The 25,744-nt window shown below is 55.0% G+C and carries 26 protein-coding genes and 3 tRNA genes; 21 read left to right on the top strand and 8 right to left on the bottom strand.

Features of this window, described 5'->3' with window-relative positions:
- Positions 1-114: 114 nt before the first annotated feature.
- A complete protein-coding gene (gene ompC / locus SPE70_RS16990; protein ID WP_032733299.1) occupies positions 115-1,260 on the bottom strand; it encodes a porin OmpC in 1,146 nt (381 codons plus the stop codon).
- Positions 1,261-1,798: 538 nt separating this feature from the next.
- Between ompC and drpB the strand changes: the two genes are divergently transcribed.
- The 4 genes from drpB (at position 1,799) to SPE70_RS16970 (ending at position 4,782) form a co-directional block, all read left to right on the top strand.
- Positions 1,799-2,080 (top strand): cell division protein DrpB, encoded by a 282-nt coding sequence (gene drpB, locus SPE70_RS16985; RefSeq protein ID WP_008804201.1) that lies wholly within the window; start codon positions 1,799-1,801, stop codon positions 2,078-2,080.
- 42 nt (positions 2,081-2,122) lie between these two features.
- Complete coding sequence (locus tag SPE70_RS16980; RefSeq protein WP_022065155.1) at positions 2,123-2,830, top strand: phosphohydrolase; 708 nt, start codon at positions 2,123-2,125, stop codon at positions 2,828-2,830.
- A gap of 76 nt (positions 2,831-2,906) precedes the next feature.
- A complete protein-coding gene (locus SPE70_RS16975; protein ID WP_012967658.1) occupies positions 2,907-4,307 on the top strand; it encodes a DNA cytosine methyltransferase in 1,401 nt (466 codons plus the stop codon).
- The gene (locus SPE70_RS16970; protein ID WP_023340419.1) at positions 4,288-4,782 is read left to right on the top strand and encodes a very short patch repair endonuclease; all 495 of its coding nucleotides are present in this window, start codon (positions 4,288-4,290) and stop codon (positions 4,780-4,782) included. The genes SPE70_RS16975 and SPE70_RS16970 overlap by 20 nt, the downstream gene beginning before the upstream one ends.
- Here the strand turns inward: SPE70_RS16970 and yedA are convergent.
- Positions 4,757-5,668 (bottom strand): drug/metabolite exporter YedA, encoded by a 912-nt coding sequence (gene yedA / locus SPE70_RS16965; RefSeq protein WP_048964990.1) that lies wholly within the window; start codon positions 5,666-5,668, stop codon positions 4,757-4,759. The genes SPE70_RS16970 and yedA overlap by 26 nt on opposite strands.
- Before the next feature lie 182 nt (positions 5,669-5,850).
- On the opposite strand from yedA, the gene SPE70_RS16960 reads away from it, so the two are divergent.
- Together SPE70_RS16960 and dgcQ are read left to right on the top strand one after the other, a co-directional pair.
- On the top strand, positions 5,851-6,762 hold the full coding sequence (locus tag SPE70_RS16960; protein WP_008804206.1) for a DUF808 domain-containing protein: 912 nt from the start codon (positions 5,851-5,853) through the stop codon (positions 6,760-6,762).
- Between the two features lie 115 nt (positions 6,763-6,877).
- Positions 6,878-8,557, top strand: coding sequence for a cellulose biosynthesis regulator diguanylate cyclase DgcQ (gene dgcQ, locus SPE70_RS16955; protein ID WP_064170588.1), 1,680 nt, complete (start codon positions 6,878-6,880; stop codon positions 8,555-8,557).
- Between the two features lie 299 nt (positions 8,558-8,856).
- Here the strand turns inward: dgcQ and SPE70_RS16950 are convergent, their stop codons facing one another.
- Entirely contained in the window at positions 8,857-9,078 is a 222-nt protein-coding gene (locus SPE70_RS16950; protein ID WP_032691215.1) for a YodD family protein, read from the bottom strand.
- Positions 9,079-9,211: 133 nt separating this feature from the next.
- Between SPE70_RS16950 and dsrB the strand changes: the two genes are divergently transcribed.
- Positions 9,212-9,403, top strand: a complete 192-nt coding sequence (gene dsrB, locus SPE70_RS16945; RefSeq protein ID WP_012541227.1) for a protein DsrB — start codon at positions 9,212-9,214, stop codon at positions 9,401-9,403.
- Positions 9,404-9,435: 32 nt separating this feature from the next.
- Here the strand turns inward: dsrB and rcsA are convergent, their stop codons facing one another.
- Positions 9,436-10,059, bottom strand: coding sequence for a transcriptional regulator RcsA (gene rcsA / locus SPE70_RS16940; RefSeq protein ID WP_008804210.1), 624 nt, complete (start codon positions 10,057-10,059; stop codon positions 9,436-9,438).
- A 371-nt stretch (positions 10,060-10,430) separates the two neighbouring features.
- On the opposite strand from rcsA, the gene yedD reads away from it, so the two are divergent.
- On the top strand, positions 10,431-10,865 hold the full coding sequence (gene yedD / locus SPE70_RS16935; protein WP_074423851.1) for a lipoprotein YedD: 435 nt from the start codon (positions 10,431-10,433) through the stop codon (positions 10,863-10,865).
- 46 nt (positions 10,866-10,911) lie between these two features.
- Here yedD and amyA read toward each other — a convergent pair whose 3' ends face one another.
- Positions 10,912-12,399, bottom strand: coding sequence for an alpha-amylase (gene amyA / locus SPE70_RS16930; RefSeq protein ID WP_008804212.1), 1,488 nt, complete (start codon positions 12,397-12,399; stop codon positions 10,912-10,914).
- Positions 12,400-12,599: 200 nt separating this feature from the next.
- On the opposite strand from amyA, the gene tcyJ reads away from it, so the two are divergent.
- The 5 genes from tcyJ to sdiA all read left to right on the top strand — a co-directional run bounded on the left by tcyJ (position 12,600) and on the right by sdiA (position 16,956).
- Entirely contained in the window at positions 12,600-13,400 is an 801-nt protein-coding gene (tcyJ, locus tag SPE70_RS16925; protein ID WP_008804213.1) for a cystine ABC transporter substrate-binding protein, read from the top strand.
- A 95-nt stretch (positions 13,401-13,495) separates the two neighbouring features.
- A complete protein-coding gene (gene dcyD / locus SPE70_RS16920; RefSeq protein ID WP_324726348.1) occupies positions 13,496-14,482 on the top strand; it encodes a D-cysteine desulfhydrase in 987 nt (328 codons plus the stop codon).
- 15 nt (positions 14,483-14,497) lie between these two features.
- Positions 14,498-15,166, top strand: coding sequence for a cystine ABC transporter permease (gene tcyL, locus SPE70_RS16915; protein WP_008804215.1), 669 nt, complete (start codon positions 14,498-14,500; stop codon positions 15,164-15,166).
- A complete protein-coding gene (gene tcyN / locus SPE70_RS16910; RefSeq protein ID WP_008804216.1) occupies positions 15,163-15,915 on the top strand; it encodes an L-cystine ABC transporter ATP-binding protein TcyN in 753 nt (250 codons plus the stop codon). The genes tcyL and tcyN overlap by 4 nt, the downstream gene beginning before the upstream one ends.
- A 318-nt stretch (positions 15,916-16,233) precedes the next feature.
- Positions 16,234-16,956: a transcriptional regulator SdiA gene (gene sdiA, locus SPE70_RS16905; protein WP_008804217.1), complete on the top strand. Its 723-nt coding sequence runs from the start codon at positions 16,234-16,236 to the stop codon at positions 16,954-16,956.
- A 67-nt stretch (positions 16,957-17,023) separates the two neighbouring features.
- Here sdiA and SPE70_RS16900 read toward each other — a convergent pair whose 3' ends face one another.
- A complete protein-coding gene (locus SPE70_RS16900) occupies positions 17,024-17,248 on the bottom strand; it encodes a DUF2594 family protein (protein WP_004122104.1) in 225 nt (74 codons plus the stop codon).
- Positions 17,249-17,709: 461 nt separating this feature from the next.
- Here SPE70_RS16900 and uvrY point away from each other — a divergent pair, with 461 nt between their 5' ends.
- The 6 genes from uvrY to SPE70_RS16870 all read left to right on the top strand — a co-directional run bounded on the left by uvrY (position 17,710) and on the right by SPE70_RS16870 (position 21,241).
- Positions 17,710-18,366, top strand: a complete 657-nt coding sequence (gene uvrY / locus SPE70_RS16895; RefSeq protein WP_002911539.1) for a UvrY/SirA/GacA family response regulator transcription factor — start codon at positions 17,710-17,712, stop codon at positions 18,364-18,366.
- Entirely contained in the window at positions 18,363-20,195 is a 1,833-nt protein-coding gene (gene uvrC / locus SPE70_RS16890) for an excinuclease ABC subunit UvrC (RefSeq protein ID WP_016161402.1), read from the top strand. Before uvrY ends, uvrC begins: the two co-directional genes overlap by 4 nt.
- A 57-nt stretch (positions 20,196-20,252) precedes the next feature.
- Complete coding sequence (pgsA, locus tag SPE70_RS16885; protein ID WP_008804219.1) at positions 20,253-20,801, top strand: CDP-diacylglycerol--glycerol-3-phosphate 3-phosphatidyltransferase; 549 nt, start codon at positions 20,253-20,255, stop codon at positions 20,799-20,801.
- A 150-nt stretch (positions 20,802-20,951) separates the two neighbouring features.
- Positions 20,952-21,027, top strand: a tRNA-Gly gene (locus SPE70_RS16880).
- A gap of 40 nt (positions 21,028-21,067) precedes the next feature.
- Positions 21,068-21,141: transfer RNA gene (locus tag SPE70_RS16875), tRNA-Cys, on the top strand.
- A gap of 13 nt (positions 21,142-21,154) precedes the next feature.
- A tRNA-Leu gene (locus tag SPE70_RS16870) sits at positions 21,155-21,241 on the top strand.
- A 369-nt stretch (positions 21,242-21,610) separates the two neighbouring features.
- Here SPE70_RS16870 and SPE70_RS16865 read toward each other — a convergent pair.
- On the bottom strand, positions 21,611-22,396 hold the full coding sequence (locus tag SPE70_RS16865) for a DUF1796 family putative cysteine peptidase (RefSeq protein ID WP_226544861.1): 786 nt from the start codon (positions 22,394-22,396) through the stop codon (positions 21,611-21,613).
- 329 nt (positions 22,397-22,725) lie between these two features.
- On the opposite strand from SPE70_RS16865, the gene SPE70_RS16860 reads away from it, so the two are divergent.
- Positions 22,726-23,607 (top strand): dihydrodipicolinate synthase family protein, encoded by an 882-nt coding sequence (locus tag SPE70_RS16860; RefSeq protein WP_012541232.1) that lies wholly within the window; start codon positions 22,726-22,728, stop codon positions 23,605-23,607.
- A 90-nt stretch (positions 23,608-23,697) separates the two neighbouring features.
- Positions 23,698-24,366, top strand: coding sequence for a YecA/YgfB family protein (locus SPE70_RS16855; protein WP_008804222.1), 669 nt, complete (start codon positions 23,698-23,700; stop codon positions 24,364-24,366).
- Between the two features lie 25 nt (positions 24,367-24,391).
- Here SPE70_RS16855 and tyrP read toward each other — a convergent pair whose 3' ends face one another.
- A complete protein-coding gene (gene tyrP / locus SPE70_RS16850; RefSeq protein WP_064170584.1) occupies positions 24,392-25,603 on the bottom strand; it encodes a tyrosine transporter TyrP in 1,212 nt (403 codons plus the stop codon).
- Positions 25,604-25,744: the final 141 nt, after the last annotated feature.

The following is a 25,744-nucleotide window of genomic DNA, read 5'->3' as shown; positions in this document are numbered from 1 at the left end:
CTTAAACGCATCATAAAGAGGGAAGGTACGCCTGGAAAGCGGCAATGTCGAAAAGAGTGATCTCAACGGAGCGGGAACATAAAAAAGCCCGCTGAACGCGGGCTTTGACGGGGATCAGAACTGATAGACCAGGCCGAGGGCGACGATGTCATCGGTCGCGATACCGCTGTTTTTGTAGAAGCGGTCGTCTTCATCCAGCAGGTTGATTTTGTAATCCACATAGGTGGACATATTTTTGTTGAAGTAGTAGGTCATGCCCACGTCGACATACTTGACCAGATCCTTGTCGCCGTAGCGAGAATAGGTGTAGAGATCTTTACCTTTCGACTGCAGATAGGCGACAGACGGACGCAGCGGTAAATTAAAGTCGTCAAACTGATACTGCGCGACCACTTCGAAGTTCTGCGTTTTGTTGGCAATCCCACCAAAACTATCGTTGCCGTAGAAGGTCATGTTGCGGGTTTCAGCATACATGGCGGCCAGATAGATGTTGTTGGCGTCATATTTCGCGCCGACGGTCCAGGCGTCGGCTTTATCGCCATTGGCGTAGCGCTGGCTGCTACGAGCCTCTGCCTGCTGGTTATGGGTACGGTCAGAAGACGAATACGCTGCCCCTACGCTGATCCCCATATCAAGATCGTAGTAGCTGGAGATACCGAAACCGTCGCCATTTTCCCGCGCCAGCTTACGTTTGCCGCCGTTATTAGTGCCTTCGCCAGAACCGGCGTTTTCATTATTACCCTGATACTGCAGAGCGAAATGCAGACCGTCGACGAGGCCGAAGAAGTCGCTGTTACGGTAGGTTGCCACGCCGTTGGTACGGCCGGTCATGTAGACGTCGGTCTGGGTGTAGGTATCGCCGCCGAATTCCGGCAGCATATCGGTCCAGGATTCAATGTCGTACACCACGCCGTAGTTACGACCGTAATCCAGTGAGCCGTAGTCGGCAAACTTCAGACCAGCGAAGGCCAGACGGGTCCAGGAGTTTGCGCCTTCTTTTTCAGTGGTATTTGCCTGAATGTTGTATTCCCACTGACCGTAGCCGGTTAACTCGGAAGCGATCTGCGTTTCGCCTTTTATACCAAAGCGAGCATAGGTCTGATCGCCATCCTCTGAAGTGTCGTCAGAGAAGTAGTGCAGGCCGTCGACTTTTCCGTAAAGGTCCAGTTTGTTGCCGTTGTTGTTATAGATTTCCGCGGCATTAACGGCATTGGCCATTAATAATGCCGGTACCATGAGTGCCAGTACTTTTCTTTTCATTATATATTCCCTTTTAATAATAATTTCTATGAATTATGACAATCCCTCCGGAATGACTATCAGATACTAACGACTAAGTTCATTTTTATTTAAAATAAAATATGTAAATAAATAATGTAAAATATTTCAATTTATTTCCATTTGGTTCTTTATATTTTTTATGGATGATTTTTAGTGAGGTATTATTTTGTTATATAGCAATGTGATATGACTTGGTTTGATTGATTTTGTTAACTTAATGAAATGAGTTGTATGAATTAACATCAAGACATCATTCATCACGAAAATTGCTTTTTGGCCGGCAAAAATAGTCAATAGATTATCAATACAACACGCGATCTCCCGCGCCGGAATAAACTTTTTGCATGGGGAGAAGAATAAATAAAGCACTTCAGCGCCCGCTCACCGGCAGCATAAGTCGCAGGTTGACGCAGAAGATGGGGATGAAACTGCTGCCTGCTGCACAGGTTGGCGGTATAATGTGATGCTTGTCACGTTTTGAGTGGCGGTAGTGTGTTGTGTCACGGAGAGGAATGAGATGGAAGAGCAGGCAAAACGTAGCCCCGGAGGGAAGCTCGCGTTATGGGCGTTGTATGCTTTTTGCGGATATTGTGTCTGGGTCATCGTGCGTTACTGGTGGGTGGTCGGAAAAATTCACAGCGTTCCCGGCGCCAGCGTGGAGGGCGATTTGGGAACCACAGCGGGAAAATGGCTTGGCGCGCTGTTGGGGATGTTAGTCCTTGCGGGCATTGGCGCGATCCTCGGGGCGGTTGTCTGGTATACCCGGCCGTCTCGCGGCGAGCGGGATCATCAGCGGTAAAGTTGCTATGCTCGAGGCTGACCTTCACATAAAGGAAAGCCTATGAACCTGGTTGACTGGCAGCAACGATATGAGCACTGGATACTGACGCACCACGCGCAGGATGATGCCGCACACGATCTGTCCCATTTTCGTCGCGTCTGGGCCACGGCTACCCAGTTGGCCGCCGGGGAGGAGGTCGACCGACTGGTACTCCTCACGGCCTGCTATTTTCATGACATCGTCAGCTTGCCGAAGAATCATCCGGAGCGAAGCCGTTCCTCGATGATGGCCGCTGAGAAAACCCTCGCTATTCTACAGTCGTCATTTGCCGATTTTCCCGCGGAGCGTTACGCGGCGGTCAGCCATGCCATTGAGGCGCACAGCTTCAGCGCGGCGATCCCGCCGCGCACGCTGGAGGCGAAAATCGTCCAGGATGCCGACCGTCTTGAGTCGCTGGGGGCGATTGGTCTGGCGCGCGTCTTCGCCGTCGCCGGCGCCCTGAATACCATCTTGTTTGATGCTGAAGATCCATTTGCTGACCGGCGGGCGCTGGATGACCGCCAATATGCCCTCGATCATTTCCAGTGCAAACTCCTGCGCCTGCCGGAAACCATGCAGACGGCCAGAGGAAAAGAGATGGCGCAGCACAATGCCCGCTTCCTCGTCGAATTTATGGCCAAGCTTAGCGCGGAGCTGCAGGGGGAGCCGCTGGCGCTGGATGAAGCGGTTTTACGCCGCTTTGCACCGCAGGCGTCAACCGACCGGTGATTTATGGTACTCTCTGCAAAAATCGTCCGCGCTGGTTGAGGATATGCCGCAAAAGTTAATTAAGGAAAACAGGTCGTTGCCGCTGGCTGAGCAGGCCGGGGAAGAGGCTCAGGCGCTGCTGCGTCAGCTGATGACGATCTATGATGTGAAAACGCTGGTCGCCGAACTGGTAAGCGTCGGCGAACAGCACTGGAGCGCGGCGATCCTCAAGCGCGTGGCGGCGCTCTCCCGCGCGGCTGGGCGTTTGCGTCCGCAGGAGATCGCCCATCTGGCGACGCTGCTGCCGGCGCCGCCAGCTCATCACCCGCATTATGCGTTCCGCTTTGTCGATTTGTTTGCCGGTATCGGCGGGATCCGCAACGGTTTTGAAGCCATCGGCGGGCAGTGCGTCTTTACCAGCGAGTGGAACAAGCACGCGGTGCGTACCTACAAGGCCAACTGGTACTGTGATCCGCAACAGCATCGTTTTAATGAAGATATCCGCGATGTCACGCTCAGCCACCGCCCCGATGTCAGCGATGAAGAAGCGGCGCAGCATATCCGCGAGACGATTCCTCAGCATGATGTCTTACTGGCTGGCTTTCCCTGCCAGCCTTTCTCACTCGCCGGCGTCTCCAAAAAAAATGCCATGGGGCGCGCGCACGGCTTTGCCTGCGAAACCCAGGGGACGCTGTTTTTTGATGTCGTGAGAATTATCGCCGCGCGTCAGCCGGCGATTTTTGTGCTGGAGAATGTCAAAAACCTCAAAAGCCACGATCAGGGGCGCACCTTCCGCATCATCATGCAGACGCTGGATGAGCTGGGGTATGAGGTGGCCGATGCCGGGCATACCGGGCCGGATGACCCTAAGGTCATCGACGGGCGCCATTTCTTACCACAGCACCGGGAGCGCATCGTGCTGGTGGGTTTCCGCCGCGACCTGCAGCTGCATGAAGGATTTACGCTGCGCGATATCGCTGCGCTCTATCCGGCGGTGCGGCCGACGTTTGGCGAGCTGCTGGAGCCGACGGTGGATGCCAAATTTATCCTTACGCCGGTGTTGTGGAAATATCTCTATCGTTATGCCCGCAAGCATCAGGCGCGGGGTAATGGCTTTGGTTATGGCCTGGTAGACCCCGGTAATCCCCACAGCGTGGCTCGAACACTCTCTGCCCGCTACTATAAAGACGGTGCCGAAATTCTCGTCGACCGCGGCTGGGACCGGCCGTTGGGCGAGCAGCATTTTGACGATCCACAGAACCAACAGCGGCGGCCTCGCCGGTTGACGCCGCGCGAATGCGCCCGGCTGATGGGCTTTGAATCGCCCCAGGGTTCACGGTTCCGCATTCCAGTGTCGGATACCCAGGCCTATCGTCAGTTCGGCAACTCGGTGGTGGTTCCGGTCTTCGCCGCGGTGGCGAAGCTCCTGGCGCCGCGTATCGCCCAGGCGGTGGCGCGTCGCGAAGCGGATGATAACGATGGCGGATGTTCACGATAAAGCCACGCGCAGTAAAAATATGCGGGCTATCGCCACGCGCGATACGGCGATTGAAAAGCGGATAGCGGCGCTGCTGACCGGGGCGGGATTCACCTTTGTCGCCCAGGATCGCGCGCTGCCAGGACGCCCCGATTTCGCCTTACCCGACTACCGCTGCGTTATCTTTACTCACGGCTGTTTCTGGCATCACCATGACTGTTATCTGTTTAAGGTGCCGGCCACCCGGACGGCTTTCTGGCTGGATAAAATCGCTGGCAACGTGGCGCGTGACGCCCGCGACCGGCAACAGCTGGCTGAGCAGGGCTGGCGGGTGCTTATCATCTGGGAATGCGCCCTGCGCGGCCGGTTGAAACTAAATGATGAGGCGCTCACCGAGCGTCTGGAAGAGTGGATCTGCGGCGCCGGGCACGACGCGCAGATCGATACGCAGGGGATCCGCGAGCTGGCGTTTACTTCGCCGCCTTACAAGGAGTAGCCTCGCTGCGGGCGGGGAAGAGATATTTTCCCAGCGTCACCAGCACTACGGCGAAAATAATCACTGCCAGCGCCAGCCATTCAATGAGCGACAGGCTTTCACCGCCAAACCCGGTGCCGAGCAAGACGGCCACCACCGGGTTAACATAGGCATAGCTGGTGGCTACCGCCGGGGTGACGTTGCGGATCAAAAACATGTAGGCGTTGATGGCGATTAGCGAGCCAAAGATAGCCAGGTAGGCCAGGGCGGCGATCCCGGACCACGAGGGGACATGGGTTAACGTCTCACCGGTCAGCCATGACGAGACCAGCAGGACGATCCCGGCGGCGAGCATCTCGATAGCCCCCGCCATCATGCCGGTCGGCAGCTCAATCCGCGACCCGTAAACCGAGCCGAACGCCCAGCTTAGCGAACCAATCAGGATCAGCAGCGCGCCCCAGGGGTTGCCGTTCAGGTTGCCACCGCTGTTGAGCATGACGATACCTGCCAGGCCAATGGCAATGCCCAGCCACTCCAGTTTACGGGTGGCGATGCCGAAAAAGCGGCTGAAACATAGCGTGAACAGCGGCACGGTGGCGACCATCACCGCCGCGATCCCTGACGGAACGTGCTGATGTTCGGCGAGAGTGACGAAGCCGTTGCCGACGGCAAGCAGCAAGACCCCAATCAGCGCGGCGTTAAGCAGCGGCCGGCGGGCTGGCAGCTTATGGCCGGTGACCAGCAGCCAGCCCAGCAGTAGCACGCCGGCTGAGAGAAAGCGAATACCGGCCATCATCAGCGGCGGCCAGCTGGCGACGCCGACGGCGATGGCAAAATAGGTAGAGCCCCAAATGATATACAGCGCAAACAGCGCCCCGATAAGCGGTAACAGCTGACGGGTAGACATACTTCCTCACGACGGTGCAGAGATAGAAAGGGGACATATAGTAAACGTGAAAACTATCGCGCTGGCGAGCGCTTAATTTGCCCGAGTTTGTTAAATTTATATTGACTAATTGTACCTTGGGCACCGGCCGTTTTTTAACGCATACTCGAGGGAGACATTGATGAAAAGAGAAGGAAATTATTTTGGCAGGAAGTAGTCTTTTAACATTACTCGATGATATCGCCACGCTGCTGGACGATATTTCCGTGATGGGCAAGCTGGCGGCGAAAAAAACAGCCGGGGTATTGGGCGACGATCTGTCGCTCAATGCTCAGCAGGTGACCGGCGTGCGAGCGAATCGTGAACTGCCGGTCGTCTGGGGCGTGGCGAAAGGTTCGTTCATTAATAAAGTGATCCTCGTGCCGCTGGCGCTATTGATCAGTGCTTTTATCCCCTGGGCGATTACGCCGTTGCTGATGCTGGGAGGCGCATTCCTCTGTTTTGAAGGGGTGGAGAAGGTCCTTCACAGCCTGGAGGCGCGTAAGCACAAGGAAGACCCTGCGCAACGGCAGCAGCGTCTTCAGGCGCTGGCGGAACGTGACCCGCTGGCCTTTGAGCGTGACAAAGTGAAAGGGGCGATTCGCACCGATTTTATTTTGTCCGCGGAAATTGTCGCCATCACCCTCGGCATTGTGGCGGAAGCGCCGCTGCTCAATCAGATCCTGATCCTCTCGGGGATCGCGATTCTGGTCACCATCGGGGTCTATGGCCTGGTGGGGGTGATCGTTAAGCTGGACGACATGGGCTACTGGCTGGCAGAGAAACGCGCTGCGCTGGCGCAATGGCTGGGCAAAGGATTGTTAGTGGTAGCCCCCTGGCTGATGAAAGTGCTCTCCATCGTTGGGACGCTGGCGATGTTCCTTGTCGGCGGCGGGATTGTGGTTCACGGCATTGCGCCACTGCATCATGCCATTGAGCACTGGAGCGCGGGGCTGGGCGGGATATTGGCTTCCCTGCTGCCGGTCATTGCCAACCTGGTGCTGGGTTTTATCATTGGCGCAGTGGTGCTGGCGGGCGTGAAAGTGGTGAGCAGTCTGCGCCGGTCGGTGAAGTAGAGTGGCTGCACGCAGCGTGACGGCGCTGCGTCGTCTACGCTAAAAGCGCGCCCGGCGTCGACACCAGCCGGGGCGCTGATGTCGTCAGGTTTGCGCAACGTACTGCGAGATAATGATGGATAAGCCACTTCGGTTGAAGATAAACAAGCTCCGCCACCTGACTCGCCCGGCGCATGTGGTTAACGTTTGTTTTATTGTGGTGCTTTTTTTCTCCACGTTACTGATCTGGCGTGAAATCAACGTTCTGGAAGAGGCTTATGTGGCCAACCAGCGCAATAATCTGGCTAATGTCGCCCATGAAATGGATGGGGTGCTGCAGTTCAATATTGACCGGATGATGTTTTTTCGCCACGGCATGCAGTCTGCTCTTGAGCAGCCGCTCGATATCGACGTATTGCGTAGTGCCAGTCAGCGCTATCTGAGCCAGCGTCACCAGGAGGCCTGGCGAGTGGCGCTGCCGAATCGTCGTACGCTGCCGGTGTTTGGCGTCTCGGGGAGCGTCGTCGGTAACAACCCTATGCTGCTGAAGGACGATCCGCTCGCGGCTGATGAGTTGATGGCGACGCTGGAGCTGGGGTATCTGTTGAATCTGACGCAACATGACCGCGATTTCGCCGAGCGGATGCAGTATATCTCTCGCAGCGGCTTTTTCACCTCGACCCTGCCGCTGCGGGACGAGTCGCAGGTGATGACCCACTATTCGCAAGCCATCAGCGCCCTCTGGTTTACCCGACAGAGCCAGCGGAATAATCCGGGGCGGGGCGTTATCTGGCAAACCTTTCCTGACGATGACCCGCAGCTGGAAGAGCAGGTGGCCACCGCTTCGATACCGCTGGATTTCGCCGGTTACTGGCGCGGGGTGCTGGCGATGGATTTCTCAGTCAGTGAAATAAAAGCGTTTTTGGTCAGCGCCATGCAGGGCGGTCAGGAGGGGGAGTACCAGCTTTATGATAGCCATTTGAACCTGCTGGCCTCTTCCGCGCCGGGGAATGTCCTGACGCTATTGTCCCCCAGGGAACAGGAACTGCTCAGCCGCGCGTTTGTCCATGATAACCAGGGGGGACTGCGCTTGCTGACACGCTATATCAGCTGGGCCAAACTGCGCAATTTTGATGGCGTGTTGCTGCGGATCCACACCCTGCGGGAAGGCGTGCGGGGCAATTTTGGCACCATCACCATCGCCCTGACCCTGATGTGGGTCCTCTTCACCTTGATGCTGTTGCTCTCCTGGCTGGTGATCCGCCGCATGGTCCGCAATATGAGCGTCCTGCAAACCTCCCTTGAATGGCAGGCATGGCATGATGCCTTAACCCGTCTGCTCAATCGCGGGGCGCTGTTTGAACAGGCGATGGCGGTAGCCAGCGCCTGCCAGCGCAGTGGACGGCCGCTGGCGGTGATCCAGCTCGATCTGGATCACTTCAAGCGCATCAACGATCGCTATGGCCATCAGGCGGGTGACAGAGTGCTGTCGACGGTGGCCAGTACCCTTGCCAGCACCGTTCGTGAGGGTGACTTGCTGGGCCGCGTGGGCGGGGAGGAGTTTTGTGTCGTGCTGCCGAATACCACGCTACAGGACGCGGTGGCGGTGGCAGAGCGGCTACGCCTGCGAATTCAGGGCCGGGAGGTCTTTTTACATAACAATGTGACGCTGCGGGTCAGTGCCTCACTGGGGGTCAGTACCAGCGAAGAGCAGGGGGAGTATCAGTTTGAAGCCTTACAGTCGGTTGCCGATCGTCGTCTCTATCTGGCAAAGCAGAACGGCCGCAATCAGGTCTGTTTTCGCAGCGAAGCGTGAGCAAAACGTTTCGCCCGAATCAGGCAAAATGAGATTTTTCTTAAAGTGTTCGACGGGGATCGCGCTATCGAATGAAACCGGTTTGCGGCGAAGCCTTCTCGCATCAGCCCTGCAGCCCTGCTCAAAGCAAAGCGCTAACATTCTCAATAATTTGCGTCATGAATATCGCTTGTCATGCAAAATAATTGAGGATAATGTTTTAACGCATCGGATTTCCCGGTGTAACGAATTTTCAAGTGCTTCTTGCATTAGCAAGTTTGATCCCGACTCCTGCGAGTCGGGATTTTTTTCGCCTGCCGTTAGCGGTTAACTTCACTGGCGCTGAAATCGTGAATGTCGAGCTCAAATGCCTCCGCCAGTTCGCGCCAGGTATGTGACCCGCGGCCATCAATGCTGGCGCGCTGTGGGTCGTCCAGAGTGCGATGGATTTCACTTTCGCTAATCTCATTAATCGCTGCCAGTAGCGCATCCACGTTGACATCAACGTCATTTCCGGCCTGGCCAGTCAATCGATTCTTCATCATTACCCCCTCGCTGAGCGTCGCTCAAGCCTCTTTAAGTATAGTCGGTCTAAAAAAACACCAGTCATGGGCCGCGACGCTGCGAGTTGCGTGGTTTTGTTCTACACTGGCTGAAAAATAGAGGAGAGTGAATATGCAGGTGAACGATCGTGTCACGGTGAAGACCGACGGTGGCCCACGTCGATCGGGGGTAGTGCTGGCAATTGAGTCGTTTAGTGAAGGGACGATGTATCTGGTTTCGCTGGAAGACTATCCTTTAGGGATCTGGTTTTTCAACGAAATAGGGCATCCGGATGGGATCTTCGTCGAAAAAGAAGCCTCATAAAACGGGACTGGCGGTACCACCGCCAGTCTGTTTTAACGCAGATTCACCTGAATACCTGACGTTACGTTTTCGGTCAGCCGAACGATATGGTAAATCACCTGCTTATTGTGCGTTTGTATTTTCTTTTTAATATTGCCTTTATGCGATGATACCGTCTTCGCTTTGATGTTCATTTGCGTTGAAATTTGTGACGTGCCGTGCCCGGCCATCCACATTTGCAGCATATTTGATTCTGTTTTACTCAGCGACAACGTCGGTAAATTTAATTGCCCCAGACTGCTATTTTTGTATTTTAGATAATTAACCAGAATAACATCAAGGTCTTTTGGCGTTATCGATTTCGAACTGATCAGCAGGTTTTTCCGTACCCGCAAATAGCGGTCAAAATGAATGTTTGCCAGCGACATAAAGATAACAAACAGCGTCGCCGGGTTTTGCGTAATGATCTGGCGAATAATGCCATTACTTTCATCATCATGCACGAAGCAGTCTTCATTAAGAAACACCACTGCCGGACAACACGACGCGCAATGTTTTTGCAAATCTGTCGCGCAATGGACCTCAACGATTTCCTGTTTTTTTATTCCCCGACTGGTCAGATAACCCGTTAAGCCTAACCGGGTATAACTGCACAAATCCATAATCATCGTTGACATGACCCATCCTCAATCAACACGTAACGATATTCTCTTCACACGCATTGTGCGAAGCAGTCCTTGCGAGCAGTAATAGTAGGTTTACGAAAGAACCTATTAGTTCCGTTAAACTATTCCGCATCTATGCATATAATTTGCCAGGAAAACTCTTAAAGTAAAGTCGAGAACCGGTAGTGTGAGCGGATTAAAAACAAAAAGTGCCCATAGATGCTATGGTTACGCCCCAAACATTATTTTATTTTCGGAATTTCCTTATTTCAAATGAAGGCGGTGCTGCCCGTTCCTGTTTTGCCCGGTTTTTCCGCCGGGAGCGGGGGTGGAAGGCTTAACGCTTTAATGCCACAATACTTTTTTATCGGCTTGTGGGATGAATGATGAAACAGTTAGTTTTTGCGGGCATGGTGGTGGCGCTGGCCGGATGTGTGCAGGTTGATCATTACGATGACGTCGTTAAAGCACCGGCGCCGGCTGGCCTTGAGGGCTACTGGCAATCGAAAGGGCCGCAGAGTGAAATGATGAGCCCTGACGCGATCGCCAGCCTGATCGTCACTAAAGAAGGGGATACCTTCGACTGCCGCCAGTGGCAGCGCGTGATCGCGCAGCCGGGTAAACTGATGAACCGCGATAACCAGATCTACAACGTTACCGCTTCCCTGGATATCTATCCAATCGAGCGTGAGGGCAATACCCTCTCCTACGATCGTATGACGTTGACTCGCGTTGAACGCCTCACCCCTGAGTGCGAAAAGGCGTGGGCCAAAGCGCGTACGACAGGGGCCGTCAGCGCGCCGGCTTCCGTGCGCTGAGGTTCCGGCGGGCCCGTTCCGGCCCGCCAGGTACATCGCCAGCTGACTACAGCACGGCTTCCATCACCCACACGCTCACGCTACCCCCGTTGCAGGTAAAGATCGCGCTACCCTCAGCGTCGGTTTCGACAATCTCTTCCCGGTTGCCGAGAAAATCCCGCCAGCGTTTATTGCCATAGTTCTCGCCCAGCGTCAGGGTTTTTTCTCCCTCATCGCCGTTGGACATCACCACCACGCAGCCGGGATCCTCGTCGGTGCCGCTACGGCTGAAGGCAATACAGTTGGGGTGATCGAACCACAGCGTTTGCACGCCATGGGCAAAGCGCTGACGGGCGTCGATCAGTTCATGCAGTTGTTCGATAACGGGCATCTCAATGGCGTAGGTTTGTCCATCGCCGCCGGTATCTTCATAGGATGCGCCGAAAAGATCGGCATAAAAGACCGACGGCACACCATTTTCACGCAGCAGGATCAGCGCATAGGCCAGCGGCTTGAACCAGGGTTCAACCGGCGCCTCGAGGGCCTGCAGCGGCTGCGTATCGTGGTTTGTCACCAGCGTCACGGCGTGAAAAGGGTCGGCTTCCACCAGCGTGCCGCTGAATATCTGGCTCATGTCATAATCGCGCCCCTGGCGTGAGGCTTCATGAAATTTCATCTGCAGCGGGGCATCGAACAGCATCGTCTTGCCCTCGACCAGGTCGATATACTGCTGGAGCTTTTCCACCTCATGGGACCAATACTCCGCGACAATAAACAGCGGCTGCGGCGCCACCTCCTGGACGTGCTCGATCCACGCTTTGTAAAACCAGGCGGGGATATGCTTCACGGCGTCAAGACGAAAACCATCGCAGCCGGTCTGCTCCATGACCCAGCGCGCCCAGTATTTGATCTCCTCGGTGACGGCGTGATTACGAAAATCAATGTTGGCGCCCATCAGGTAGTCGAAGTTACCAAGCTCATCGTCGACCTGCTCGTTCCAGCCTTCACCGGTGTAATCGTTGACGATTTTAAACACACCGTCTTCCGTCGGATTCTCAATGTGGTCGATGCCGCTAAAGCATTTGTAGTCCCAAACAAATTGCGAATACTGCCCGGCCCGCACCGGAAAGGTATAGCGAGTCCATGCCTCACACTCAATGATCTCCTCGGCAATCTGGGTGCGATCGTGCTCATCGACGCGCTGCACCTGCAGAGTTTCTTTTTCATCGGCGCCCATTTTGTGGTTCACCACCACATCCAGCAGCACGGCGATATCATGCTCTTTCAGAGCCTTCATCGCCGCCAGCAGCTGCGCTTTATCGCCATATTTGGTGGCGACTGAGCCCTTTTGATCAAACTCACCAAGGTCGAAGAGATCATAGGTGTCATAGCCGACGGAATAACCGCCCGAGGCGCCTTTATAGGCGGGCGGCAACCAGACCATATTGATGCCGATTTCATTCAGGCTGGGGGCTAGCGCTTCGACTTCACGCCATAGCTCGCCGCCGGCGGGGTAGTACCAGTGAAAACATTGCAACAAAGTGGGGTTTTTCATCTTCCATGCTCCAGACGTCAACAGGCTGACCTTTGCAGTATGGGAGATATCCCGCAAAACGGGAGAGGAAAGCCCTGATTTTCGCTATACCCTAAACGGGATCATATATAATAAATTGGCATAAGATGTAGCGTAACGATGTTGGTGCCGGGCCGTTAAGCGCCTTACACTACAGGAAAATCCTAACCTTCGGGGTATCTATGAAATTAGCACTTCTGGGTCGTCAGGCGCTGATGGGCGCGATGGCCGTTGTTTTGATGGCTGGCGTTAGCGTGAAAACTTTTGCAGCGGAAAACCTGCTCAATCAGGTTAAAGAGCGCGGTACCCTGCGCGTGGGCCTCGAAGGCACCTATCCTCCTTTCAGCTTCCAGGGCGATGACGGCAAGCTGACCGGATTTGAAGTGGAGTTTGCCAACGAGCTGGCGAAACATCTTGGCGTGAAAGCCGATCTCAAACCGACCAAATGGGACGGTATGCTGGCCTCGCTGGACTCCAAACGCATTGACGTGGTGATTAACCAGGTCACTATCTCCGATGAGCGTAAGAAGAAATACGATTTCTCAACCCCGTACACTATCTCCGGTGTGCAGGCGCTGGTGAAGAAAGGTAACGAAGGCGCGATTAAAACCGCGGCGGATCTGAAAGGCAAAAAAGTCGGCGTCGGGCTGGGCACTAACTATGAAGAGTGGCTGCGTCAGAACGTCCAGGGCGTTGATGTTCGAACCTATGATGATGACCCGACTAAATACCAGGATCTGCGTGTAGGCCGTATTGACGCCATTCTGGTTGACCGTCTGGCCGCGCTGGATCTGGTGAAGAAAACTAACAATACGCTGGCGGTAACCGGTGAAGCATTCTCCCGTCAGGAGGCCGGCGTGGCGCTGCGCAAAGGCAACGACGATCTGCTGAAAGCGATTGACGCCGCGATCGCGGATATGCAGAAAGATGGCACCCTGAAGGCGCTGTCAGAGAAATGGTTTGGCGCTGACGTGACGAAATAACGGTCAGTGGTGAAAAAAGGCGCTCCTGGAAGCGCCTTTTTTTATTTAGCGCGTAACTGTGTGCATAATGAAGCATAACTGAGTCAGGAGGGGCCATGTCACTGCAAAATTTAACCCGCTTTCCGCGTCTGGAATTGATTGGCGCGCCGACGCCGCTGGAGTATCTGCCGCGTTTGTCCGATCACCTTGGGCGCGAGATTTTTATCAAACGCGATGATACAACGCCGCTGGCGATGGGAGGCAATAAACTGCGCAAGCTGGAGTTTCTCGCCGCCGATGCGCTGCGGGAAGGGGCAGATACCTTAATCACCGCCGGCGCGATCCAGTCCAACCATGTGCGTCAGACGGCGGCGGTCGCCGCGAAGCTGGGGCTGCACTGCGTGGCGCTACTGGAAAACCCCATTGGCACCGGGGCGGAGAACTATCTGAGCAATGGCAACCGCCTGCTGCTGGATCTGTTTAATACCCAGGTTGAGATGTGCGATGCCCTGACCAATCCTGCCGAACAGCTCGACGAGCTGGCGACCCGCATCGAGGCGCAGGGCTATCGCCCCTACGTCATCCCGGTCGGCGGATCCAATGCGCTCGGGGCGTTAGGCTATGTGGAAAGCGCGCTGGAAATCGCCCAGCAGTGTGAAGGCGCGGTGGAGATCTCATCGGTGGTGGTGGCTTCCGGTAGCGCCGGTACGCATGCCGGGCTGGCTGTGGGACTCGAACAGCTGATGCCGCAGGCGGAACTGATTGGCGTGACGGTATCGCGCTCCGTCGCTGACCAGCTGCCAAAAGTGGTGGCGCTGCAGCAGGCCGTGGCCAACAGCCTCGAGCTGCAGGCGAAAGCCGACATCACCCTCTGGGATGATTACTTTGCCCCGGGCTACGGTACGCCGAACGAGGAAGGCATGGCCGCCGTGAAGCTACTGGCGCAACTGGAAGGTATTTTGCTCGATCCGGTCTATACCGGCAAAGCGATGGCCGGGCTTATCGACGGCATTACGCAGAAGCGTTTTAAGGATGAAGGACCGATTTTGTTCGTCCATACCGGCGGGACGCCGGCGCTGTTTGCCTATCATCCTCACCTTTAATACAGAAACGACAGCATGCAAGAAAGTATCCAACTGGTCATCGATTCCGCTCCTTTTCTGCTCAAAGGGGCCGTCTTTACGCTGCAGCTGAGCATTGGCGGGATGTTTTTCGGCCTGGTGCTGGGCTTTATCCTGGCGCTGATGCGCATGTCGCCCCTCTGGCCGGTAAAATGGCTGGCGCGCATGTATATCTCCATTTTTCGCGGCACGCCGCTTATCGCCCAGCTGTTTATGATCTACTACGGCTTGCCGCAGTTTGGCATCGAGCTTGACCCGATTCCGGCGGCGATGATCGGCCTGTCGCTCAATACGGCGGCCTACGCGGCGGAAACCCTGCGCGCGGCCATCGCCTCGATCGACAAAGGGCAATGGGAAGCGGCGGCCAGTATCGGCATGACGCCGTGGCAGACGATGCGCCGGGCCATCTTACCCCAGGCGGCACGGGTCGCTTTGCCGCCGCTGTCCAACAGTTTTATCAGCCTGGTCAAAGATACCTCGCTGGCGGCGACGATCCAGGTGCCAGAGCTGTTCCGTCAGGCGCAGCTTATCACCTCGCGAACCCTTGAGGTCTTCACCATGTATCTCGCGGCCTCGTTGATCTACTGGGTGATGGCGACCGTCCTCTCCTCGCTGCAGAACTATTTTGAAAACCAGCTGAACCGCCAGGAGCGTGATCCGAAATGAGTGCGATAGAAGTGAAAAGCCTGGTGAAGAAATTCCATGGCCAGACGGTGCTCCACGGTATCGACCTGGAGGTACAGAAAGGGGAAGTCGTGGCGATCATCGGCCCCAGCGGCTCGGGTAAAACCACTCTGCTGCGCAGCATCAACTTGCTGGAGCAACCGGAGAGCGGCACCATCCGCGTTGGCGATGTGACCATCGACGCCGGTCGCAGCCTGGGGCCGCAGAAAGGACTCATTCGCCAGCTGCGCCAGCATGTCGGCTTTGTCTTCCAGAACTTTAATCTGTTTCCCCACCGTACGGTGCTGGAGAACATTATTGAGGGGCCGGTCATCGTAAAAGGTGAAGATAAGCAGGAGTCGATTGTGCGGGCGCGCGATCTGCTGGCGAAAGTGGGTCTCAGCGGTAAAGAGAATAGCTATCCGCGTCGCCTCTCCGGCGGTCAGCAGCAGCGGGTGGCTATTGCTCGCGCGCTGGCCATGCGTCCGGACGTGATCCTGTTTGATGAGCCAACCTCGGCCCTCGATCCTGAGCTGGTGGGGGAGGTGCTCAACACCATCCGCCAGCTGGCGCAGGAGAAACGCACGATGGTTATCGTGACCCATGAAATGAGTTTCGCCCGCGACGTTGCCGATCGGGCCATCTTTATGGATCAAGGACGCATTGTCGAGCAGGGAGAAGCGAAAGCATTGTTCGCCTCCCCGCAGCAGCCGCGTACTCGCCAGTTCCTCGAAAAATTTCTGATGCAGTAAACCATGCGCTGACGTGGCGGCTTTCCCGGGGGAGGGCCGCCGCGTACAGCCTGTCTTCCCTGCGGCGCGCCACGCTCCTCGTCACCTCTTTGTGCTATTTCTCCCTGTGGCCGTATACACCGCTTCCCATCCCCCCTTGTAGGGTGTAGAAAATGACGGGAAAGTGAGCACGAGGTTCTGCGCTGAGAACGGGAAAAAGGCAAGCCTTCAGACTAATAAATGCGACACCGACAATATTTTATACATATAAATAAGATTTATGTGTTAGTTTTCTGTATTTATAATAATGATTATCAATCAGGAGTTATTTGCACAGCTATGAGGGACAATGATTTTTTCAGCTGGCGGCGGGATATGCTGCATCAATTTCAGTCCGTGGCCGCTGGTGAGGAGGTTTATAATCTCCTGCAACGAGAAACCGAAGCGCTGGAATATGATTACTACACGCTTTGTGTACGCCACCCGGTGCCTTTCACTCGCCCCCGCGTCACCTTCCAGTCGACCTATCCCCGCGCATGGATGTCGCACTACCAGGCCGAGAATTATTTCGCGATAGATCCGGTATTACGCCCGGAGAATTTTATGCGTGGCCATCTGCCATGGGAGGATGGGCTGTTTCGCGATGCGGCGGCATTATGGGACGGCGCCCGCGATCATGGTCTGAAAAAAGGGGTGACCCAGTGCCTGACGTTGCCCAACCATGCGCAGGGTTTTCTCTCCGTCTCCGCGAATAACCGTTTACCGGGCTCTTATCCTGATGATGAACTGGAGATGCGCCTGCGCATGCTGACGGAGCTAAGCTTGTTGGCGCTCCTGCGTCTGGAAGATGAGATGGTCATGCCGCCGGAGATGAAGTTCAGCCGCCGTGAACTGGAAATTCTGAAATGGACCGCGGAAGGGAAGACCTCGGCGGAGGTGGCGATGATTCTTTCTATTTCGGAAAATACGGTGAATTTCCACCAGAAGAATATGCAACGGAAATTCAATGCGCCGAACAAAACGCAGATAGCCTGTTACGCGGTGGCGACAGGGTTAATCTGAGAGCGCCTGTCGTTCTGCGTGCCAGACGTGACACCGGCTGTCAGGGATACTTTCAGCCGGTACAGGATTACTGACGGTAAGCTTGTTTAATTTGCTTAACGGTGCTGGAGAATACGGCAGCCTGAGCCTCATCTTCCATCTGCGCGATCTGCTTTTCCATTTTAATAATCACGCGACCCGCATCCGCCTGGCCCATCGCCTGCAGCATCAGCGTTATCATCGCTTTCAGGCAGGAGACTTCCTGCGCCAGTTCTTGATTATTTTCTGCAGTGGAAAAATCTGGTGTGCTCATCGATATCCTCGTTTACTCGCTGCGCTAATGCGCCTTACCCAATGTGAAGGCCGCGCAGTATACCACAAGCGACGGGAAAAAAAGGAGTGCTTAATTTCTGTTCTCTCATCTGAGCTGTGAATGATTCAGTGCTTCGGATAATACGTAATAGCCGCCATGCCGCCATTAATTTATTCCATCTATTTAGCACGTTAATATTTGTTACATATTTTGCTGCGTATTTATGCGCTACGTAATCTGTTGTGTTTTTTGTGCTTTCTGTATGAGGATTGTTAAAAAATAAGACGACGGCAACTGACTGTTCTCAATGACTTTCCACTATGTGTGCACAGACATTGCCATAAATGAGCGGCAAATCGAGGTGAGGGCATTTTTTTGCCTTTTAAATTAGCAATAAAACCCGGTAATATGTGGGAGATAAAGTATCAGTAGCGTTATCCCTCATTCTGGAGATTATTCCTTTGATCAACGTTCTTCTTGTTGATGACCACGAACTGGTGCGCGCAGGGATACGACGCATTCTGGAAGATATAAAAGGGATTAAAGTCGCTGGCGAAGCCTGTTGCGGCGAGGACGCCGTGAAGTGGTGCCGGGCTAATTCCGCAGATGTCGTCCTGATGGACATGAACATGCCCGGGATCGGTGGTCTTGAAGCCACGCGCAAAATCGCGCGCTCCGTGGCGGGCACGAAAGTGATCATGCTCACCGTGCATACCGAGAATCCTCTACCTGCCAAGGTCATGCAGGCGGGGGCGGCGGGCTATCTTAGCAAGGGTGCTGCACCGCAGGAAGTGGTGAATGCGATCCGCTGCGTGGCGTCCGGACAACGTTACATTGCTTCCGATATTGCTCAGCAAATGGCGCTAAGTCAGATTGAACCGGAAAAAACGGAATCGCCGTTTGCCAGTTTGTCTGAACGCGAATTGCAGATTATGCTGATGATCACCAAAGGTCAGAAGGTGAATGAGATCTCAGAGCAGCTCAATCTGAGTCCCAAAACGGTTAACAGCTATCGCTACCGAATGTTCAGCAAATTAAACATTCATGGCGATGTGGAGCTGACCCACCTGGCAATTCGCCATGGCCTGTGTAATGCGGAGTCGTTAGCAAGCCAGTGAGTGATGTTTTTGACGCAAAAGCTTTCCTGAAAACGGTGACCAGCCAGCCCGGTGTGTATCGGATGTATGATGCTGGCGGGACCGTCATCTATGTTGGCAAAGCCAAAGATCTGAAAAAGCGGCTCAGCAGCTATTTCCGCAGCAATCTCGCGTCGCGTAAAACCGAAGCGCTGGTGGCGCTGATTGCGCAGATTGACGTGACCGTCACTCACACCGAGACGGAAGCGCTGCTGCTGGAGCACAACTATATCAAGCTGTACCAGCCGCGTTACAACGTGCTGTTGCGCGATGATAAGTCTTATCCTTTTATTTTCCTCAGCGGTGATACTCATCCACGTCTGGCGATGCATCGCGGCGCCAAACATGCGAAAGGCGAGTACTTTGGTCCTTTCCCCAACGGCTATGCCGTGCGGGAGACCCTGGCGCTGCTGCAGAAAATTTTTCCTGTTCGCCAGTGCGAAAATAGCGTCTATCGCAACCGCTCGCGTCCCTGCCTGCAGTATCAGATTGGCCGCTGTCTGGGGCCGTGCGTGGCGGGGCTGGTCAGCGAAGAAGAGTATGCTCAGCAGGTTGAGTATGTACGGCTGTTCCTTGCCGGCAAGGACGATCAGGTCCTGACCCAGCTCATCGCCAGAATGGAGAAAGCGAGCCAAAGTCTGGAGTTTGAAGAGGCCGCGCGCATTCGCGACCAGATTCAGGCGGTCCGCCGGGTGACGGAGAAACAGTTTGTTTCTAATACCGGCGACGATCTTGACGTTATCGGCGTCGCCTTTGAGGCCGGAATGGCCTGCGTCCATGTGCTGTTTATCCGCCAGGGCAAAGTGCTGGGCAGCCGGAGCTACTTCCCGAAAGTGCCGGGCGGCACTGAGCTGGGAGAGGTCGTGGAGACGTTTGTCGGTCAGTTCTACCTGCAGGGTAGCCAGATGCGTACCCTGCCGGGGGAGATTTTGCTCGACTTCAGCCTTGGTGATAAGACGCTGCTGGCCGAGTCGCTGTCGGAGCTGGCGGGACGTCGAATCAATGTGCAGACTAAACCGCGCGGCGACAGAGCGCGTTACCTTAAGCTGGCGCGCACCAACGCCGCGACGGCGTTAACCACGAAATTGGCTCAGCAGTCGACCATTCATCAGCGCCTGCAGGCGCTGGCCACCGTGCTGGAACTGCCGGCCGTGAAGCGAATGGAGTGCTTTGACATCAGCCACACCATGGGCGAGCAGACCGTGGCGTCCTGCGTGGTGTTTGACAGCAATGGTCCGCTGCGTGCGGAGTACCGGCGCTATAATATCACCGGCATCACCCCGGGCGATGACTACGCGGCGATGAATCAGGTCCTGCGCCGTCGCTATGGTAAAGCGATTGATGATAATAAAATTCCGGATGTGATCCTGATAGATGGCGGAAAGGGGCAGCTGGCGCAGGCGAAAGCGGTGTTTGCCGAACTGGATGTTCCCTGGGATAAACATCATCCGCTGCTGCTGGGCGTGGCGAAAGGCAGCGATCGTAAAGCCGGCCTGGAAACGTTATTCTTTGAACCGGAAGGCGAGGGGTTTAGCCTGCCGCCGGATTCGCCCGCTCTGCACGTAATCCAGCACATCCGCGATGAATCGCACGATCATGCGATTTCCGGACATCGTAAAAAACGGGCGAAAGTGAAGAGCACCAGCTCGCTTGAGACTATCGAGGGAGTGGGGCCGAAGCGTCGCCAGATGCTGCTGAAGTATATGGGTGGGCTGCAGGGGCTGCAGCAGGCCAGCGTCGAGGAAATTGCTAAAGTACCGGGCATCTCTCACGGTCTGGCAGAAAAGATCTTCTACTCGTTGAAACATTAGGGGCTCTGTAGCAACATAGGGCTAATTTTTACTTACAACAGATAGTTACCCGTCACTATGCAATTTAATATCCCTACGTTGCTTACTCTGTTTCGCGTCATCCTGATCCCGTTCTTTGTGCTGGCGTTTTATCTCCCCTTTAGCTGGGCGCCGTTTGCCTGCGCGTTAATTTTCTTTGTCGCCGCCGTGACCGACTGGTTTGATGGTTTTCTGGCTCGTCGCTGGAATCAGAGCACCCGGTTTGGCGCCTTCCTGGACCCGGTGGCGGATAAAGTCATGGTGGCTATCGCCATGGTGCTGGTTGCCGAGCACTATCACACCTGGTGGGTCACGCTGCCGGCGGCGACCATGATCGCGCGTGAAATAATTATTTCGGCACTGCGCGAATGGATGGCTGAGCTCGGGAAACGCAGCAGCGTGGCGGTCTCGTGGATTGGCAAAGTTAAAACGACCGCACAGATGGCCGCCCTGGTATGGATGCTGTGGCGTCCTTATCCGTGGGTAGAGTGGGCCGGGATCGCGCTTTTCCTCGTGGCGGCGGTGCTGACGCTGTGGTCGATGCTGCAGTATCTGAACGCGGCGCGCGGCGATTTGCTTGATCAGTGATCGTTTCGCCGTTATTTTCAGCAAACGATGCAAAGTTGCGAAAAATACCGTTGACTCACCGCGAGAGATAAGTAGAATGCAACGCATCGAACGGCGGCACAGTCTTCCAGACGATAACAAAATCAAGTGATTAGCAAATAACTTGATAATGCGGGAATAGCTCAGTTGGTAGAGCACGACCTTGCCAAGGTCGGGGTCGCGAGTTCGAGTCTCGTTTCCCGCTCCAGATTAACAGCATCGGCAGTAGCGGGTGCTTCAGTATTAAAGGCGCGTTAGCAAAGCGGTTATGTAGCGGATTGCAAATCCGTCTAGTCCGGTTCGACTCCGGAACGCGCCTCCACTTTCTATCCCGAGCCCGGATGGTGGAATCGGTAGACACAAGGGATTTAAAATCCCTCGGCGTTCGCGCTGTGTGGGTTCAAGTCCCACTCCGGGTACCATTGGGATAAAAGCAGAATAATCAAAGCAATAAGCAGTGTCGTGAAACCACCTACGGGTGGTTTTTTTGTTTCAAAACCACCCATTTCATAATATCACTTCATACTAGTTTTCTTGTCCACCTTGCTCTTCCCCCAGGATAACCGCACCCGGCTAAACCGTCGCGCCTCGTGGAATAATGTCGTTAGGATGATTTCGCTCCCCCAAACCGGCAGGGGGAGGCAAATCGATACTCTGCGTGCCAGAGGCCGGAGGTGAAACCGTCTCTAGAGTTCGAGGTTGAACGAAAGGACTTTCGATATAATTACCATCTCATCCGTAAGCGAGGAGAATTTTCCGGTAAATCTTTCTTCAGACTCAGGTGTCAAACTCTATAGTGTATAATTTTCACCCGAAGATATACGCTCCAGTTGAAGATAGGCGGGTTTCTGCAAGGCAAAAGCCAACAGATAGAAATTAGTCGTGTGGTGAGAAAGTTCAGTGACTAATTCAGGGAGTTGCTTTGCTATATCTATTTCCTCTCTACAGCAAATCACAAAAAGCTTCCCTTCTTTGCTTTTTAATATGTTTCTGAATCTTTTAACCGCGCGGACGTAATACTCATAATCAGCAGGAGTATTTGGGTCGCGATGCGTGAATATATCATTCAGACGATATTTTTCTTTGTATTTATTGTGGTGTGCTCCGGGTTCTCGCGACTGGCGACGTAATGAGCTGTACTCATTTTTATCTAAAAATGAGGTAAAATCATCCCTCAGGCAGTCGATAATCATCGCTGGACAGGAAAATAGCCAGTCAAAAGGCAGTGATATCTTTTTCAGGTTGAATTTTTTCAATGTCCATGAAGTTAAACAATGGCTGCCCAGGGAGACAATATGTTTGACGTGCATTGAATCATCAGGAGCACTCTCTGTTAACGCTTGTGGCGTGTAACTGAATTTATCAGATGACATTCTGGATTTCGTGAAAGCAATAAACTCGTCGCTATGCATCAGCGATGAGTTAAGAAATTCTGCTGATTCTGCAAGTGACTTATTAGCAATGGCGTTGAGGTAGTTTTTCAGACCATCGCTATCTGCCGGTCGACCGAGTAGCGTTTTATAGGTTGTTTTTATTAGATGTATTTTTAAGTAATTTTCTTTAATGTCATATCTCATTTTTTATCCAATTGAAGCTGTAGTCTTTCTTTATTTTATTGCTGCTAAAACAGGTAGGCATACAAATCGTGTGGGATTATGTCAAATAGACAGGATATTGGCAATCGAGGAAATACGGGCGGCTACAGAGAACGCGGTTATTGAAGACGCTCGCCAGAATCTACGGATCCTGATGCCTGAACTGACAGGGAAAATATCCCGGAGGAGAGCATCGCACGCAGGCGAATGAATCCATCACGCTCAGCGGCGATCGTTCATTTGTCCCAGGACAAAACGATCTCTCCTTGCTACTATCAACCGGACTTTTATCCCAGCCTGCCGGAGGCATCATGTTCACAGGGCTTTGCGCATTTCCGCTGACGCCGCTGCATCAGCAGCATCTTGATGAAAAGGCGTTTATCCGTATTCTCTCTCGTCTTACCGATACCGGAGTCGACTCTCTGGGCATCTTAGGCTCGACCGGCAGCTACGCGTATCTGAATCGTGAGCAGCGCAAGCGGGTGGTGCAGGTGGCGAAAGCGCATGTTGGGTCGATCCCGATGATGGTTGGCGTCGGCGCCATCGCTACCAGCGAGGTGCTGCGCCTGGTGGAGGATGCCCAGCAGGCCGGGGCGGATGCGTTATTACTGCCGATGATGTCCTATCAGCCGCTTTCTGCGGAGGAGATCTTTGCCTTCTACGAAGAGGTCTGTCGGCACGTCTCGGTTCCGGTTTGCCTGTATGACAATCCCCGCACCACTCACGTCACGCTGGCGGATGAGCTGCAGGGGCGCATCGCCGCCTTGCCGGCCATCGCCTCGATTAAAATTCCCGGCTTGCCTGAGCCGCAGGCGCGTGAGCGGGTGGCAACGCTACGCCGTCATCTTCCTGCCCGCGTTACGCTTGGCGCCAGCGGCGATGCCCTGGCGACGGCGGGATTGCAGGCCGGTTGCCAAGTCTGGTACTCGGTTTGCGGCGGGCTCTTTCCCCAGCTTTCAGGGGCGCTGGTAAGGGCGATTCGTTCTGGCGACGCGGCACGGGTTGCGGCGCTGAATGCGCAGCTGGCCCCGCTCTGGCGATGCTTCGACCGCTATGGCGGCAGCCTGCGGGTAATCGCCAGCGCGGCGGCCATTCTGGGGCTGTGCGACCCTGACTGCCTTCCCCGCCCCTTGCTGCCGTTAGGGGAGGAGGCCATTCGCGACGTGGCGGCGGCGCTGCACGGCCTGGCCTGATGGGCATGGGAAGGCGGATTGCCGCGCCTGGTGGCTTTCTGTCGGCAATTCGGCTACTGTAGGCCCGATTTTTACCATGCGAGCCTGTGAATGAATACCGGACCTTTAAACGAAAACGAACTGGAATGGCTGGACGAGACGCTGGCGAAATACGCCACCGAAGGCGCTATTCTGGATGTGTCTGAACTGGATGGCCTGCTGACGGCTATCCTCTCTGCACCGACCGATATCGAACCAGCCCAGTGGCTGGTGGCGATCTGGGGCGGGGCGGATAATGTGCCGCGCTGGGCCAACGACCGCGAGCGCGATCGCTTTGTCGATCTGACGCTGCAGCATATGAGCGACATCGCTGAACGCCTGGAGTCCTATCCCGATCAGTTCGAACCGCTGTTTGGCACCCGCGAAGCGGAAGGTCAGGAGCTGACGATCGTCGAAGAGTGGTGCTTTGGCTACCTGCGCGGCGTAGCGCTGAGTGACTGGTCGACGCTGCCCGCTGAACTTAAGCCGGCGCTGGACGCTATCGCGCTCCACGGCAGCGAAGCGCAGTTTACCGCGCTGGATAATCTGACGGCGGATGAGTTTATTGACAGCATCGAGCGTATCACGCCGGCGGCGCTGGCGCTTTACCAGTACTGGATGGCGAATCCCCTGCCGGTGGTGGTTCCGCAGCCGGTCAGAAATGAGGCGAAGGTCGGACGCAACGATCCCTGCCCGTGCGGGAGCGGAAAAAAGTATAAGCAGTGCTGCTTAGCAAAATAAAACCAGGGGCCAGCCGGCCCCTTTTTTATCCCACCGCAGGCAGCAGTCCGGCGACGATACTGAACTGAATCGCCACAATACCGATCCCGCACAGCAGAACCAGCCACAGCGCCGGCGCGCCGCCGACCACCCGCCAGGCAGCCTGCGGATGTTGTCGGCGGCTCTTCATTGCCAGCAGGGCAGGCAACATCAGGGCCAGCATGGCGAGTGCCACCCCGGCGTAGCCCAGGGCCATAACAAAACCGCGGGGATAGAACAGGGCGAACGCCACCGGCGGCAGGAAGGTGATCGCGCCGCTCTGCAGACGTCCGCTGACGCTGTTTTTGCGTTGAAACACATCGGCCAGGTAATCAAACAAGCCGAGCGAGACGCCGAGGAATGAGGTCGCCAGCGCGAGGTCGGCAAACAGGTGTACGGCCAGCTCCACGTGCGGCGACGCCACCACTTCGCGGATCGCCTCCAGCAGGCCATTAAGACCAGCTTTTTTGGCCAGCAGAGCGGTAAAAGCGGGAGGGTTGATACTCCCCAGCGTCGCCAGCTGCCAGAAAATATAAGCCACCAGCGGAATAAAGCTGCCGATAATAAATACCCGGCGCAGTTTACGGATATCGCCGCCAAGATAGCTGACGATGCTCGGCACACTGCCGTGAAAACCAAAGGAGGTAAAGATCACCGGAATGGCGGACAGGGCCAGGCCTTGCTCAACCGGCAGCGTCAACAGATTGACCTGATGAATATGCGGCATCAGTAGCGCCAGCATAATCACCAGAAAGATGATTTTGGCGCTGAACAGGAAGCGATTGAATAAGTCGACCAGCGAGGTACCGATGCACACCACCGCCCCGCCCAGCGCCGTAAATAACAGTACGCCGGCCGCCGGCGGCAGCTGCCAGTCCAGCCACTGGTTGAGGCTGGAGGCGAGCAATTCACCGGCGCCACTGATATAGGCCGCCGTGAGGGCATACAGCAGAAACAGCATGCAGAACCCGGTAACCCACTGCCCGTAACGGCCCAGATAGCGTGCGGCCAGGGAACCGAGCCCCATGTCGGCAGGCACGTGCTGGTAGACTTCCAGCAGCAACAGGGCGGTATAGCACATCAACGCCCACAAGGTGAAAAGTAAACCCAGCGTGACGGCAAACCCGACGCCGGCGGCGGCCAAGGGCATCGCCAACATTCCTGCACCGATAGTGGTGCCAGCTACGATTAAAATACTGCCCAGAGTGCGGTTTTTCACGCTTTTCGCTATCCCTACAGCTAATAACAATAAATTATGCCGCGCAGAGTAGGGGATATTACAGCGTTCGTCAAATGAGGGTTACAAGTCCTGTAATTTTATCTTTACGCATTTAAGGGGGCGAAAGCCTGCGCTGGCGCA

It is taken from the genome of Klebsiella sp. ZJOU C1, assembly GCF_035620215.1.
Lineage (GTDB): Bacteria > Pseudomonadota > Gammaproteobacteria > Enterobacterales > Enterobacteriaceae > Klebsiella > Klebsiella variicola.
This window is presented reverse-complemented; position numbering and strand designations above follow the sequence as displayed.